Source organism: Allotamlana fucoidanivorans (assembly GCF_045788535.1).
Taxonomy (GTDB): Bacteria; Bacteroidota; Bacteroidia; order Flavobacteriales; family Flavobacteriaceae; genus Allotamlana; species Allotamlana fucoidanivorans.
Genome location: NZ_CP074074.1, coordinates 301941 through 315846, shown reverse-complemented (window position 1 = coordinate 315846; position 13906 = coordinate 301941). Strand labels below are relative to the sequence as shown.

Sequence of the window (13906 nt, the reverse complement as noted above, 5' to 3'; positions counted from 1 at the left end):
AATGAATAACCAATTAAAAGCATTAGTGTTTTGCGTAAGTTTAGGTTTGTTGTCTTGTAACAACAAGGTAGATTGTAATCATGAACAAAAAGAAGATAAAGAGAAAGTATCCGATGAAAAATTAGACCGGTTTGGTATAACTAATAGAGAATATTTAAGTGCTGCATCAAAGAGAGCATTACAATGGGAGTATGTTGAAAATGATTGGTACAGAGATTTTAATCCAATGAAACCTTTAAAAGGAGATTTGGCTTATGAAGAAGGGGTAGTTCGTAGAGATCCTTCAGCTATGATAAAAGAGAATGGAAAGTACTATGTTTGGTATTCTAAAAGTACGGGGCCTACTCAAGGCTTTGCTGGTGATGTTGAGAATGACAAAGTGTTTCCTTGGGACAGATGTGATATTTGGTATGCCACATCTGATGATGGATGGACTTGGAAAGAAGAAGGACCAGCAGTATTAAGAGGAGAGAAGGGGGCTTATGATGATCGTTCAGTGTTTACTGTTGAAATTATGAAACACGAAGATATGTATTATTTGTGTTATCAAGCTGTAAAGTCACCTTACACTGTAAGAGTGAAAAATACGGTTGGTTTGGCATGGTCAAATTCTCCTGATGGCCCATGGACGAAGAGCGAAGAACCTATTTTACAACCTGCAGATAATGGTATTTGGAAAGGAACTAAACAGAACCGATTTTTGGTTGAGAAAAAGGGCGATTTTGATTCACATAAGGTACATGATCCGTGTATTCTTCCTTTTAATGGAAAGTTTTACCTGTTTTATAAAGGCGAGCAGATGGGAGAAGAAATCTTGTTTGGCGGACGTCAAATTCGTCATGGAGTGGCTATCGCGGATAACCCTAAAGGACCATACATTAAATCAAAGTATAATCCTATATCAAATTCAGGTCATGAAGTAGTTGTTTGGAAAACTCAGGGAGGAATAGCTTCTTTAATTACTACTGATGGTCCAGAAAGAAATACATTTCAATGGTCTCCTGATGGTATTAACTTTGAAATTCGTGGAGCAGTCAAAGGAGCCAATATGCCTCATGCTATTGGTTTAAATAGAACTGTTGAGGTTCCGGACGATAATCCAACAAAAATTTTCGATTGGGGATTGTCTCATGTTTATAACAGTTGGGATTATCAAAGTATCATGCGTTTTGATTCAAAGAGGATGACGTCTCATGTAGCCAAAGGAGAGGATGATTCTAGAAAAGATGATGAAGAATAATAGGTTTTAAAGAGAATACCTAAAGTACATATATTTTTTAGGCAAATAGGGGTTTGAGGACTCTATTTGCCTTTTTTTATTTAGAAGGTAGTTATTTAAGTTTTTATTTGTTTCTTTAAAACAAATTGATTTATCTTAATATAATGGTTTTAGTGCTATTTGATTCAGATGTACTTGTAAGTAAAATTATTCTGGCTGGTTGCATTGCAGTCTTGTTTTATTTGATTTTACATTATGCTCTTAAAATGTTAGAAATGGGATACGTGCTAAAGTATATGAAACCTTGGTATACCCATTTTTATTTAAGGTCAAAAAAACTTTCAAAACAGCAAAGACATGTGTTGCAGCAAGACTTTCCGTTTTTCAACAAGTTGGATAAGAAATATCGTGGTTACTTTGAGCACCGTTTGGTCTCTTTTATGTCTGATAAAGACTTTTTAGGAAGGGAAGGATTTCAAGTAAACGATGAAGTAAAGGTATTAATTTCGGCCACAGCCGTTATGTTAACATTTGGTTTTAGGGATTATTATATTGGGATTATTTCTAAAATTATGATTTATCCAAAAGCATTTTATTCAAATACTAATAAAACATTTCATAAGGGCGAGTTTAACCCCCGATTAGGAGTGCTGGTGCTTAGTTGGGAAGATTTTAAATTGGGATTAGATATAAGCAATGATAATTTGAATTTAGGTATACATGAGTTTACCCACGCCATTCACATTAATAGTATAAAAGAACGCGATATAAGTTCAACCATTTTTAGTGATTCCTTTAAAGAATTGAAAGAGCTTTTACAACACAGACCTGAACTTAGGGAAACGCTATTATCATCTGGATATTTTAGAAATTACGCCTTTACTAATCAGTTTGAGTTTCTCGCCGTATTGATGGAAACGTTTATTGAGACGCCAAAAGAGTTTCAGGCTAATTTTCCTGAGGTTTATGCTAAGGTAAGGCAAATGTTAAATTTTAAGTTTGCAAATTATTGAGCATATGTTTTTATATAATAAAGCTACTTAATCCATAGATTTAAGTAGCTTTATTGTTCTTTTAACTAATAGGTACTGTTATAATTGACCTCTTATTTCTCCGCTTCCAATAGCCGTGGTATGTACATTTACATATATGAGTCCATCTCTTATGGCTTCAACTAAATCTCCAATAGTTTTTCCAGTTAAGCCTCCAGTTAGATCGCTTTCATTTATATATCCTTCTGCAAGAACACCATTAAAAATACCTGAGGGCTGCCCAGTTCTGTTATCATAAAGCCAAACCACAACACCTCCATTAGTTCCAGCGGCCCCCATATGAAAATGAGCCATAGTAACATTTTCAATATTAGAAACAATTAATTTATAATGAATCATGGTTTCCTCCTTGTTTATATGAACAATGGCTTGTCCGGTAGCATTTGAATCATTAGGTGTTGTTTCATTACTGCCTTTTAAGGAAGCAGTAAAATGGAGTCTGTTGCTTTTATTCGCATCTTTTTGAATTGTGATTTTGCTGTCTAAGCTCGTTACATCTGCTTCGGAGGTTGAAGTGATAAGTGGTTCGCTAGAGCATGTTAACAACATGCCACTAAGCACAAAAAATACCATTTTGTGCATTACAAGGTTGTAACTTTTAATCATAATAAGTTTTTTTTAGTATTCAGTTTTATGCACTCACGCATAAAATTTGGGGAAGAGGTTAGTTATAAAACTAAACAGTGTTGATATTAATAGGTATAAAATAGTGAAAAATTACGAGCTTTTAAAAATTAATCGATATGGGGAAGTATTTCAATATTAACACGTTATATGCCAATTAACATGATTTTTATCATAAAATTTTATGCGTTGTTTTTCTAACTTTAGTGAAAGCTAAATTAAAACGATAAGATTATGATACGGAAAGCACCAATTTCAATGATAATGACATCGCCTGTTATTACATTGCATAAAGACGATAGTTTAGAAAAAGCGGAGCAATTGTTTAAACAGCATAGAATTAGGCATATTCCTGTAGTGACTGATGGAGTTGTAATAGGTATGTTAAGCTATACTGATTTATTACGTTTTAGTTTTCCAGATATGACTAATAATGATTATAATGACGATACGGATGTGGCCGTTTATAATATGTTTAGTATTGGGCAAATAATGACTAGGAATATTGTTACAATATCGTCATCTAGTTCAATTAAGGATGTGGCCGAAATTTTTGCAACTAAAGAGTTTCATGCATTACCAGTTGTGAGCAATTCCATTTTAGTTGGTATCGTTACAACAACCGATCTTATAAAATACTTACTGAATCACTTTTAGTACATACTCATAATTGAGATTCAGAAGGTAGTTGTGTTTGTATGGCTGTTAAGGCTATTTCCGTTATGTGCGTTTTTAATGTTTAGTTTAAAAGAATGAGAAATTGTACACCAATATCCTCAATCATGACAAAGCGTGTTATTGCTTTAACCAGAGAGGATGACTTAGAAAAAGCAGACAGACTTTTTAAAAGATATAAAATAAAGCATATTCCAATAGTTTCAAGAGAAATGGTAATTGGTATGCTTAGTTATACAGATTTGATGCGTATAAGTTTTGCTGAAACTTCATCAACATCAGAGGAAAGAATCGATACTGTGGTTTATAATATGTTTTCAATTGAACAGGTTATGGCCAAGCATGTCATAACCGTTACCGAGGACACCTGCGTAAGAGAGGCATCAAACATTTTAGCTAAAGCCCCTTTTCATGCTTTGCCAGTAGTTGAAAATGGATTTTTAAAAGGTATTGTTACGACTTCAGATTTACTAAACTATTTTTCCAAACAATTTTAAGAATTAGCCAGTTCCTTTAATGTTTTGATGGTTTCTGTTTGGTTGCCACTTTTAAATACATGACTTCCTGCAACAAACACATCAGCACCAGCTTCAACCAGTTGTTTTATGTTTTTATCGGTAACACCACCGTCAATTTCAATATGCGTATGTAGCCCTTGCTCATCTATCATGTTGCGGAGTTTTTTAACTCTGTTATAGGTGATGTCCTCAAACTGTTGTCCGCCAAACCCAGGATTAATAGACATAAGTAAAACCATAAAACATTCTGGTAAAATGTCTTCAAGAACTGATACAGGAGTTGTTAAATTAAGTACAATACCTGCTTTACATCCTGCGGCTTTAATTTGACGTAAGGTTCTGTGTAGATGCACCGTAGATTCATAATGTACTGTGATAATATCGGCTCCAACTTTGGCGAATTCTTCAATATAACGTTCAGGTTTTTCTATCATTAAATGCACATCAAGAGGCTTGGTAGCGTGTTTTTTAATGGTTTGAATTACAGGCATGCCATAAGAGATGTTAGGTACAAAATGCCCGTCCATAACATCTATGTGAAACCAATCGGCATCACTGTTGTTAACCATTTCGGTATCACGCTGTAAATTACCAAAATCTGCTGCAAGCATAGATGGCGCAATTAACTTAGAACTCATATTGTGAATATTGTATTTAATTTTTGCAAATATAGAAAAGTCTTTTTGTTCTCATGAAATTTAAATATACAAAAGAACAAACCCCCGGTAATCAGCCGGGGGTTCTTTCATCAATCAAAAAACGAACAGTTATATTGTAACTGTTGTTACCTTTATTTAGTCGTAATTTTTAAATATTACTATCCTAAATAGGTCTTTAATATTTTACTTCTAGAGGTGTGTTTTAATCGTCTAATCGCTTTTTCTTTAATTTGTCTTACACGCTCACGTGTTAAATCAAATGTTTCGCCAATTTCTTCTAAGGTCATAGGGTGTTGGTTTCCTAAACCAAAATATAAACGAATCACATCGGCTTCACGAGGCGTTAACGTTTCTAGAGCACGTTCAATTTCGGTGCGTAAAGACTCATGTAATAACTCTTTATCTGGATTTGGAGATTCACCAGAATTTAAAACATCATACAGATTAGAATCTTCTCCTTCAACTAAAGGCGCATCCATACTTACATGACGTCCTGAGTTTTTCATAGACTCTTTAACATCATTTATGGTCATGTCTAGCTCTTTTGCAATTTCTTCAGCAGAAGGCGGACGCTCATGGCTTTGCTCTAAAAAAGCAAAGGTTTTATTAATTTTGTTAATAGATCCAATTTTATTGAGTGGCAAACGTACAATTCGAGATTGCTCCGCTAAGGCTTGTAAAATGGATTGTCTAATCCACCAAACAGCATAAGAAATAAACTTGAAACCACGCGTTTCATCAAATCGTTGTGCTGCTTTAATTAAACCAAGATTACCTTCGTTTATTAAATCTGGCAGGGTTAAACCTTGATTTTGGTATTGTTTTGCAACTGATACCACGAAACGTAAATTAGCTTTTGTTAACTTTTCTAAAGCAATTTGATCTCCAGCCTTGATACGTTGCGCTAATTCTACTTCTTCGTCTGCAGTAATAAGATCTACCTTGCCAATTTCTTGCAGGTATTTATCTAACGATGCAGTTTCTCTATTGGTAACCTGCTTCGTAATTTTAAGTTGTCTCATCTAATATTCTCCTGTAATTTTATTGTGAATAAATAGGGCATTCATTAGTTATACGTAAAAGAGTGAAAAAATGTTACAAAAAATTACATGTTTTTTATCATTACGATTTTAAAGACAAATGACACGGGTGCATTTGTTTTGAAATACGCTTAAATTTTAATAAGGTTTTTGTTGCTCAAGTTAACATCCTCTAGCATGTCTTCAGTGAATTTATAATGCCCTTTTTTTGTGATGAGCTTAAAATGATGTGATTTTAATCGACTTAGCGTGTTTAAAAATAGCCATTTCGATTTTAAGAGTTGCGGTTTTTCAGATTTTAAACTGATATCAAAAATGTGTTTTCTTCCTTCTTTAATAGCAACAATATCTGGGGTAATTGAAATATTTGTGCCTTTTTTTGTATATGATTTGGGCGATTCATAACCATCCATATCGGCTTTGATATTTTTATATCCGCGGTTTTGTAAATAGTTTATGGAATCTTCCAGTACTTCAGAATATTTCTCTTTTTCAGAATAAATCATGGTATCTTTTGCGTTTAAGGTGAACGAATAAGATAGATTTTATTTTGTGAAAGCCAAGTTTTTAACAGGGTTTAACAGTTTGTTTGCACAAATGTTAATGTATTAGTAAGTTAAAATGTTTTTTGAAACCTTCCAAAAGGCGTACTTTGTGCTAAAGTTTTTCCGTATTTAATCATTTGGTAATTAGTGTTTTGTAGTAGTTTGTTTTTGATGGTGTAAATAATTACTACACTTTTTTTATTATCTTAGAGAAGTGTAATCCGTTAGTTTAGATGATAAGATTGAACTCTGAATGAACTTAGAAGGTATTATTAATTTTTTGCTCATAGCTGGAGTAGTACAGGGTTTAGGCTTTAACCTTGTAACCTCATGTGTTAAAAAGAAAACCAATAAAACCATCGTGTTTTTAAATTTAACAGTTTTATTTATTTCACTAAATAATTTACAACGCTGGTTAATTGAAAACGGTTATTCTTCAGAGTTGTTTTTTTTCAAGAACTTTTTAGTACCATGGTATTTTTTAATAGTACCCATGTTTTATGCCTTTACTATTCACTTTACTAAAGTGCAAGATAAGGTAAGAAGTTTTTTAAAGACTACTATTATAATATTTATAGTAGAAGTTATATTAAGACTCTGTTTAATGTCTTATGTGTATTATGAAGTGCCCGACAGAAATACTATCTTGTTAGAGTATTACACTTTTATTGAAGACTATTTTAATCTGTTTTATATTATATTTCTCTTTACTAATGCCTGCTTTATAATTTTTAATAGACAACGTTTAACCTCGTACATATTATCTTATGATGATTTAAATTGGCTAAAATGGTTTGTTCGGTTTGGCTTTATCATTATTGGTTGTTGGGCCATTGCATTAACCGTAAATCTTTTTACAGGAAATGATATGGTTTATCTGCTTCTGCGTTTTAGTATGTCCGTTTTACTATATTGGTTAGGGTATCAAGGCTTTTATAAGTACAATGTTATAAAAGATAGAATTTCACTAAGAAGTTCTTTGGCAGCAGAAGAACTTGGCATTGGAAATATCAACCCATCAAGCTTAGATAATGATAAAGATGATTTTTTTAATAAAAAGCATCAAGCCGATTTTGACAAGATTAAAAATTACATTATCAAGAATAAGCTTTATTTAGATCCCTTGTTAAGTATGGAATCTGTAGCATCAGAATTGGGAATGAGCAAAAGTTATTTTTCAAAGCTTATAAATTCGTATAGTGACTATAATTTTTCCGATTTTATTAATTCACTTCGCGTAAAACAGGCCAAAAAGTTTTTGTCTAACGATGACTTTAGTGATTATACCATTGTCGCCATAGGTTTAGAATGTGGATTTAATTCTAAGTCGACATTTTATGCGGCATTCAAGAAATTTACTTCAGAAACCCCTTCAACTTACAGAGCACAATTTTAAAAAGTATTAACTGTCCGAAATTATCGTTGGACATCCAGAAAATTACATCTTAGACTAATTGGGATAGTCGTTCTATGTCTTGGTAATAATTTTACAGTAAGCAAAACCATTAAACTTACTGTCATGATACCCATGTTAATTTTATATCTGATAAGAAAAGCGAAAAAGGCCTCGTTCTTTTCAAGAAGGTTAGGCGATTTTAAAAAATTGGTTTGGAAACTTAAATTACTCCTCACTCTTTTTACAGTAACTATCTCTTTTGCAAGCAACACAGATCCGAATACGCATTTAACTTATAATGTGGTTAGAAACAATCATGTGATTGGAACCATTAGTATAAATAGAATGTTTAGTGAAGATTCTATAGCGTATTATTTAGAGAGCAAAATACAAGCCAAAGCGCTTTTCAAATTTGTAATCATTGGGAAGGAAACATCCATTTATAAAGATGGTCTACTTACATATTCTTCCATTTTCAGAAAGGTAAATAATAAAATTAAGGCAAATCATAAGTTGGTTTTTAAAGGAGTTACCTATAAAAACCTAAATGCAGATAAGCACCATCAGCTAAACCATACCAAAATACATAGAAACTTGGTAACCCTCTTTTTTGTTGAACCCAAAGGAGTGAGCGAAGTGTTTTGTGATTTTGAAAAACGCATGGTACGTTTAGAATATTTAGGGCATGGTAAGTACAAAGTGATCTTTAATGGTGGTAAGTACAATATTTATCATTATCGCAATGGTAAATGTGTGAAAATAGAAGCCAATAGCACCTTATTTGATGTTGATTTAATACCTGTATAGTCATGGAAAATTCACAAGATATTTGGGTTTTTATTAGTGTGGTGTTTCTAACCTATTTTCTTTTAAGTTGGATTTATGAGAAATTAGATATTTGGAATTTAGAGCAGGCACTACAAGTTAGAAATGGCTTAAGGTTATTAAATATGAGGCACGGTTTGGGCATTGTGCTTTTAGGTGTTTTGTTCTATGAGATATGTCCTGATTTAAGATTTTTATTAAATTATATTGAAATCCCGAGGTTGTACATCCTTCTACCTTATGTTGCTTTGGTCTTTTCGGCGGCATACATATCGTATTTGGCATCCAAGAAAGCAAAGGATACAAACGACGACGTTATTTACTATAAATTTGAACAGGCCTGGTCTTATTTTATTATTAGAACCCTCTTTTTATTGAGCTACGAATTCTTCTTCAGAGGTGTTTTGTTTTTTACATTTCTAGAATATTTCAGTTTAGTGGAATCTATCGCCCTAACAACAATTCTGTATTTAATTATTCATGTATTCGATTCAAAGGGAAAGATGATGGGAACCATTCCGTTTGGCATCATTCTATGCGTAATAACCTATGAAACACAAAGTATCTGGTATGCCTTTGTATTGCATTTAACATTATCTGCGGTATACGAAATCTCAATTTTTTACGGTAAAACACTTAAAACTTTAAAATCATGAAAGTACTATTAACTGGGGCTACAGGATATATTGGGCATCAATTGGCAATGACTCTGGCTTCAAAAAACATTAAGGTTCATGCCCTTGTACGAGATGTAAACTCGAGCAAGGTGCCAAAGCATGAAAACATAACAGTTTTTCAAGGAGATATTTGTGATTTACAATCCATACAACAAGCTATTAAAGGCTGTTGTTATGTGTTTCATGCCGCCGCGTTTACAAATTTGAAATGTAAAAATATTCATCGCTTTTATAAAACGAATGTTGTGGGAACAGAAAATGTATTACAAGCCGCCTCAAGTGAGCAGGTAAAGAAGGTTATTTATACAAGTACCTTATCCGTTTTTGGTCCTTCCTATAAGAGAAAGCCTATTACAGAAAATCAGCCCCGTTTGGCTTCTTATGCTAATGATTATGAATTAACCAAAACCATGGCTGAAGAGAAAATTGGAGCGTTTGTAAAGAAAGGTTTGCCATGTGTTATTTTAAACTTAACTCGGGTTTACGGCCCTGGGTTAAGAACTTTCTCAAATGGCGTCAATAAATTGGTCGATATCGTTACAAATAAGAGCGTACTTATAGTGCCTTCTAAACTCAAAATAGTTGCAAATTATGTTTTTATAGATGATGTTATTAAGGCTCATATATTGGCTATTACCAGTGGTGAAAATGGAGGAAGGTATATCATTGGGGGTGAAAACTTAAATTACAAAGAACTTTTTAAAAAGGTAAAAAAGTATACCAAGAGCAATATAAAAATACTAACGCTAAACTATAATGTTTTGAAAATGTTGTTGGTGCTATATTCAAACATAAGGGCTTTATTTAAAATGGGCGTTAGTATGACCCCTAGGGTAATTGATTCCCTTTTTATAAATAGAAGCTCTTCTTCGCAAAAAGCAGTAGCGGAATTGAATTATACTATTACACCTTTCAAAACTGGGATTTTGAGAACCATTGAGTCCTTAAAAATTTAAAATATTATGAAAGCGTATACACTAATTACGGGAGCAAGTCAAGGTTTAGGAAAGTCTATCGCGCTTGAATTTGCAAAACGAAATATGAATTTGGTTTTAGTGGCATTACCCAAGTCTGGTTTGCCTGAACTGTCTAAATTCATTAAAGAAAATATGTACGTTGAGGTGCATTATATTGAAATTGATTTAAGTACGGTTGACAGTTGCTACGCCATTTCAGAATATATTACAACGCATAACCTTCCAATTAAAAACTTGGTTAATAATGCAGGAGTTTTAAGTCGTGGATTGTTTGATAATTTAGACGAAGCCTTTATTCTTAAGCAAATTGCTGTAAACGTTACTACGCCAACTCTACTAATAAAATTGTTATTGAATAATATGAAGTCGGTTGCGCCAGCATCTATTCTTAATATAAGCAGCATGGCCAGTTTTTTTGCTCTACCTAAAAAACAGGTGTACGGCGCCACAAAGGCTTATTTAACCTCCTTTTCAAAAAGCTTAAGAAAGGAATTAAAAACAACTAACATATCAGTTACAACCATTTGTCCAGGAGGATTAAATACAACAACCAGACTGTGTTATCAAAACCGAATTGTTAGTTGGGTAACACGAAAAACGGTATTAAATCCAGAAGATGCTTCAAAAATAGCGATTGAAGCCATGCTCAGAAAACAAAGGTTAATCGTACCAGGGTTTGTAAACAAATGTTTAATGATTTTAGATAAACTTTTGCCTGAATTTATTAAAGATAAGTTGGCGGAAAAGGAACTCAATAAATTTCCTAAGGCTGCTTAATTGTCAATAAATGATATCATTTCAATGTAATAGTAAATCAAATTGTCAATATAAAAATGTACAATCATGGAAGCTCAAATTACTTTTTGTCCAAGTTCTACATCAAATTCACACTATAGAAAATTAAGACTGCGTTTAAAGGAGGTTATGAAAACCTTGCCCAAAAAGCGCAAACGTAATAAAATTTACGTGGTGTTAAGTTTGCCTCTGGTATTTTTAGGTGTATATGTTTTAGCACTGTATTTCCATAATCTAAAAAGTCTTTTTTATTTGTTGTATGCATTTTTAGGCATACTATCTGTGTTGATTTTTTTAAACATCATTCATGATGCTGTGCATAATAATGTTTTCAAAAAACGATGGATGAATCATTCGTTATTAATAATTTTTGATTTTTTAGGAGCCAACAGTTATATCTGGAAAAAACGTCATGTTTTATTACATCATAATTACCAGAATATAGCAGGATGGGATTCTGATATTGAACAATCAGGGTTGATTAGAATTTTTAAAGATGATCAGCTTTCTTGGGTAAGTAGAAATCAAAGTTGGCTTATTTTTATACTATATCCAATGTATTTGTTAAACTGGATGTTTCTAAGAGATTTTAAAGATTTCTTTGTAAAAGGGAGAACCATAAAGAAGGTGTGTGACATTCCACGTATTGAATATTTTAAGCTAATTTGTTTTAAATCATTTTTCATTTTTTATACCGTGATTCTTCCTATTGTTTTAGGCGTAAAATGGTACGTAGCTTTAACGGCATTATTTATTCTTTTAACCACTGGAAGCATATTTGCCATGCTAACCCTATTGCCGCCGCATGCTAATGATAAAAGTGAATTTCCTATTCCAAATGAAGAAGGTATTGTAAATATAAGCTGGTTTGAACATCAGTTTAAAACCACTAATGATGTTATTATGGATAATTGGATTTCAAGACATGTAATGGGAAACTTTAATTACCATGTTGTACATCACTTATTCCCCAACATAAGTTCGGTATATGCTCCAGAAATGACTAAAGAGATAAAAGCATTCGCTGAATCGGTTGGGATTAATTATCGTGAGTATAAATTGCATAAAGCGCTGTATTATCATTATCAGTTAATAAAAGCCAATGCATTTGATGAGAATATTTTTGAGGAAGATATGTAGGTATAAATAGACGGGTTGTAATGTCTGATGTCACTAGAGTTTTTATTACAGGAGTTAGCGGATTACTTGGCACTAATACAGTGCATGCCTTTTTAGAAGCAGGGTATCAAGTATCTGGTCTGGTTAGAAAGAAGGTTAGTTTTGTTGGAACTCAACATAAGCATTTACAATTAATTGAAGGTGATATTTTAAATAAGATGGCGATTGAAAAGCATATGAAAGGGTGTGAATTTGTTATTCATATTGCCGCTTTATCAGATCCTAAAGAAATAAATTATAAACGATTTCACCAAGTGAATGTTATAGGCACCAAAAACATTGTAGAATCAGCTATAATCTGTAAAGTTAAAAAAGTCATTTATGTAAGTACAGCAAATGTTTTTGGCTATGGGAATTTGAATAATTTGGGACACGAATTAATGCCTATTAAAACACCTTTTTTAGAATTAATGTATTCTAAAAGTAAAAAGAAAGCCCAAGAGTATGTGTTATCTAAAAAAGATGATATTGAGGTGGTAAGTATTAATCCCACGTTTATGCTTGGTGCTTATGATACTAAACCAAGTTCGGGAAAACTGGTTTTGTATGGTTTAAGAAAGTTAATTCTTTGTCCGCCTGGTGGAAAAAGTTTTGTGTGTGTTAAGGATGTAGCAACAGGTATAGTAAAAGCTATTGAAAACGGTGAAAACGGGGCATCCTATATTTTATCAAACAATCATCTAAGTTATAAGGCCTTTTTCTCACTGTTAGCTAAGTTACATGGTACAAATTCGCTAATACTTAGCGTACCAAAATTATATCTCCGCGTTATTGGATTTGTGGGAGACATTTTAAGAAAGTTTCATGTTAAAGTGACATTTTCGTCAAATAATATTAGCGTGTTGTGTGTAAGTAGTTTTTATTCTAATAAAAAAGCCAAAGAAGAATTGGGAGTTACATTTTCTCCTATAGAAGAAGGGATGACAGATGCTATTAATTGGTTTGCAACCAGGAAGTCTTAGAGGTTTTTACCATCTGAATAATTCATAAAATCATTAAGATAATTATGTTTACTAGTATTTCTAGCAATTATTATCAACGCTAGAGCCTTCATCCTAATCAAAAAAGAAATTAAAAACAGGAATAGTGAAGCTCAAGAGCTCCATTGCTATTTACCAATAATCTGGAAACCAATTTGTGCATATGTTATAGCCCCAAAATGAAGGTTTTTCTCTAAGAATCAAAAGCACGTAATAGGTGTCTAAAATACGCTTCAAAAAGCAGTGTTGGGTACTTAAGAGTATTAAGTTAAGAAATGGGTTATGTAAAATTTATAGTCATGAAAAGATTAGAACAATTTATTGTATTCTGTTTGCTTTCCGTTTATTGTTATGCACAAGATACCGCATTAATGGCAGACAAATGTTTAGTGTTAAGTACATCTAAAAATACGCTGAATTTTAATCAGGAGTTTTCTGTTTATAAAACGCTAAAGATATGTGCAGAACCTCAGTTTGGAGATTTGTTCAATAACTCTTTTAAACAAATACTAGGCATTGCAAATTTAAATCAGTTTTATAATCGGTTTGATTTGGGGGTGAATTTAGGATTGGTTCACAACTTTCAAAAGCATATTAAGGTAAAAGGACTTTGCAATTTTGGAATGTTAAGGTTTAAAAATTACGAGGCCAATAAACCTGAGAATTATATGGTGAAGGTATCGCTGAGTTATATTTTTTAAACGTATCCTCTATATGTCTGATTTTAAATCAGAAAACAGTTTAA

The 13906-nt window shown here is 32.6% G+C and carries 16 protein-coding genes; 12 read left to right on the top strand and 4 right to left on the bottom strand.

The annotated features are described in order from the left end of the window. The first annotated feature begins 1 nt into the window (after position 1). A complete protein-coding gene (locus KFZ70_RS01570; RefSeq protein WP_139696771.1) occupies positions 2–1240 on the top strand; it encodes a family 43 glycosylhydrolase in 1239 nt (412 codons plus the stop codon). Positions 1241–1494: 254 nt separating this feature from the next. After that, positions 1495–2232, top strand: coding sequence for a zinc-dependent peptidase (locus tag KFZ70_RS01565; RefSeq protein ID WP_233244041.1), 738 nt, complete (start codon positions 1495–1497; stop codon positions 2230–2232). A 78-nt stretch (positions 2233–2310) separates the two neighbouring features. On the opposite strand, the gene KFZ70_RS01560 is transcribed toward KFZ70_RS01565, so the two are convergent. Continuing rightward, positions 2311–2877, bottom strand: coding sequence for a CHRD domain-containing protein (locus tag KFZ70_RS01560; protein ID WP_139696768.1), 567 nt, complete (start codon positions 2875–2877; stop codon positions 2311–2313). Between the two features lie 252 nt (positions 2878–3129). On the opposite strand from KFZ70_RS01560, the gene KFZ70_RS01555 reads away from it, so the two are divergent. Together KFZ70_RS01555 and KFZ70_RS01550 are read left to right on the top strand one after the other, a co-directional pair. Next, the gene (locus KFZ70_RS01555) at positions 3130–3552 is read left to right on the top strand and encodes a CBS domain-containing protein (RefSeq protein ID WP_139696766.1); all 423 of its coding nucleotides are present in this window, start codon (positions 3130–3132) and stop codon (positions 3550–3552) included. A gap of 95 nt (positions 3553–3647) precedes the next feature. Then, a complete protein-coding gene (locus KFZ70_RS01550) occupies positions 3648–4067 on the top strand; it encodes a CBS domain-containing protein (protein WP_139696764.1) in 420 nt (139 codons plus the stop codon). Here KFZ70_RS01550 and rpe read toward each other — a convergent pair. From rpe to KFZ70_RS01535, 3 genes are all read right to left on the bottom strand, one after another. After that, on the bottom strand, positions 4064–4726 hold the full coding sequence (rpe, locus tag KFZ70_RS01545; RefSeq protein WP_139696762.1) for a ribulose-phosphate 3-epimerase: 663 nt from the start codon (positions 4724–4726) through the stop codon (positions 4064–4066). The two genes, KFZ70_RS01550 and rpe, sit on opposite strands and share 4 nt — an antisense overlap. A 179-nt stretch (positions 4727–4905) precedes the next feature. After that, entirely contained in the window at positions 4906–5769 is an 864-nt protein-coding gene (locus tag KFZ70_RS01540) for an RNA polymerase sigma factor RpoD/SigA (protein ID WP_019387909.1), read from the bottom strand. A gap of 149 nt (positions 5770–5918) precedes the next feature. Then, positions 5919–6293 (bottom strand): hypothetical protein, encoded by a 375-nt coding sequence (locus KFZ70_RS01535; protein ID WP_139696760.1) that lies wholly within the window; start codon positions 6291–6293, stop codon positions 5919–5921. Positions 6294–6585: 292 nt separating this feature from the next. Here KFZ70_RS01535 and KFZ70_RS01530 point away from each other — a divergent pair, with 292 nt between their 5' ends. From KFZ70_RS01530 to KFZ70_RS01495, 8 genes are all read left to right on the top strand, one after another. Then, the gene (locus tag KFZ70_RS01530) at positions 6586–7728 is read left to right on the top strand and encodes an AraC family transcriptional regulator (RefSeq protein WP_139696758.1); all 1143 of its coding nucleotides are present in this window, start codon (positions 6586–6588) and stop codon (positions 7726–7728) included. A gap of 123 nt (positions 7729–7851) precedes the next feature. Next, positions 7852–8535, top strand: coding sequence for a DUF6134 family protein (locus KFZ70_RS01525; protein ID WP_139696756.1), 684 nt, complete (start codon positions 7852–7854; stop codon positions 8533–8535). Positions 8536–8537: 2 nt separating this feature from the next. After that, positions 8538–9209, top strand: coding sequence for a CPBP family intramembrane glutamic endopeptidase (locus tag KFZ70_RS01520; protein WP_139696755.1), 672 nt, complete (start codon positions 8538–8540; stop codon positions 9207–9209). Next, complete coding sequence (locus tag KFZ70_RS01515) at positions 9206–10186, top strand: NAD-dependent epimerase/dehydratase family protein (RefSeq protein ID WP_139696753.1); 981 nt, start codon at positions 9206–9208, stop codon at positions 10184–10186. The genes KFZ70_RS01520 and KFZ70_RS01515 overlap by 4 nt, the downstream gene beginning before the upstream one ends. Before the next feature lie 6 nt (positions 10187–10192). Further along, positions 10193–10984 carry an SDR family oxidoreductase gene (locus tag KFZ70_RS01510; RefSeq protein ID WP_139696751.1) on the top strand — a complete coding sequence of 264 codons (792 nt, stop codon included), beginning with the start codon at positions 10193–10195 and terminating at the stop codon, positions 10982–10984. 66 nt (positions 10985–11050) lie between these two features. Continuing rightward, the gene (locus KFZ70_RS01505) at positions 11051–12142 is read left to right on the top strand and encodes a fatty acid desaturase (RefSeq protein ID WP_199240672.1); all 1092 of its coding nucleotides are present in this window, start codon (positions 11051–11053) and stop codon (positions 12140–12142) included. A 20-nt stretch (positions 12143–12162) separates the two neighbouring features. Then, on the top strand, positions 12163–13143 hold the full coding sequence (locus KFZ70_RS01500; protein WP_139696749.1) for an NAD-dependent epimerase/dehydratase family protein: 981 nt from the start codon (positions 12163–12165) through the stop codon (positions 13141–13143). Positions 13144–13460: 317 nt separating this feature from the next. After that, complete coding sequence (locus KFZ70_RS01495; protein WP_139696747.1) at positions 13461–13862, top strand: hypothetical protein; 402 nt, start codon at positions 13461–13463, stop codon at positions 13860–13862. Positions 13863–13906 lie beyond the last annotated feature (44 nt).

Coding starts and splice junctions, on each gene's coding strand:
- KFZ70_RS01570 (WP_139696771.1), top strand. CDS start 2: ATGAATAACCAATTAAAAGCATTAGTGTTTTGCGTAAGTTTAGGTTTG.
- KFZ70_RS01565 (WP_233244041.1), top strand. CDS start 1,495: ATGGGATACGTGCTAAAGTATATGAAACCTTGGTATACCCATTTTTAT.
- KFZ70_RS01560 (WP_139696768.1), bottom strand. CDS start 2,877: ATGATTAAAAGTTACAACCTTGTAATGCACAAAATGGTATTTTTTGTG.
- KFZ70_RS01555 (WP_139696766.1), top strand. CDS start 3,130: ATGATACGGAAAGCACCAATTTCAATGATAATGACATCGCCTGTTATT.
- KFZ70_RS01550 (WP_139696764.1), top strand. CDS start 3,648: ATGAGAAATTGTACACCAATATCCTCAATCATGACAAAGCGTGTTATT.
- rpe (WP_139696762.1), bottom strand. CDS start 4,726: ATGAGTTCTAAGTTAATTGCGCCATCTATGCTTGCAGCAGATTTTGGT.
- KFZ70_RS01540 (WP_019387909.1), bottom strand. CDS start 5,769: ATGAGACAACTTAAAATTACGAAGCAGGTTACCAATAGAGAAACTGCA.
- KFZ70_RS01535 (WP_139696760.1), bottom strand. CDS start 6,293: ATGATTTATTCTGAAAAAGAGAAATATTCTGAAGTACTGGAAGATTCC.
- KFZ70_RS01530 (WP_139696758.1), top strand. CDS start 6,586: ATGAACTTAGAAGGTATTATTAATTTTTTGCTCATAGCTGGAGTAGTA.
- KFZ70_RS01525 (WP_139696756.1), top strand. CDS start 7,852: ATGATACCCATGTTAATTTTATATCTGATAAGAAAAGCGAAAAAGGCC.
- KFZ70_RS01520 (WP_139696755.1), top strand. CDS start 8,538: ATGGAAAATTCACAAGATATTTGGGTTTTTATTAGTGTGGTGTTTCTA.
- KFZ70_RS01515 (WP_139696753.1), top strand. CDS start 9,206: ATGAAAGTACTATTAACTGGGGCTACAGGATATATTGGGCATCAATTG.
- KFZ70_RS01510 (WP_139696751.1), top strand. CDS start 10,193: ATGAAAGCGTATACACTAATTACGGGAGCAAGTCAAGGTTTAGGAAAG.
- KFZ70_RS01505 (WP_199240672.1), top strand. CDS start 11,051: ATGGAAGCTCAAATTACTTTTTGTCCAAGTTCTACATCAAATTCACAC.
- KFZ70_RS01500 (WP_139696749.1), top strand. CDS start 12,163: ATGTCTGATGTCACTAGAGTTTTTATTACAGGAGTTAGCGGATTACTT.
- KFZ70_RS01495 (WP_139696747.1), top strand. CDS start 13,461: ATGAAAAGATTAGAACAATTTATTGTATTCTGTTTGCTTTCCGTTTAT.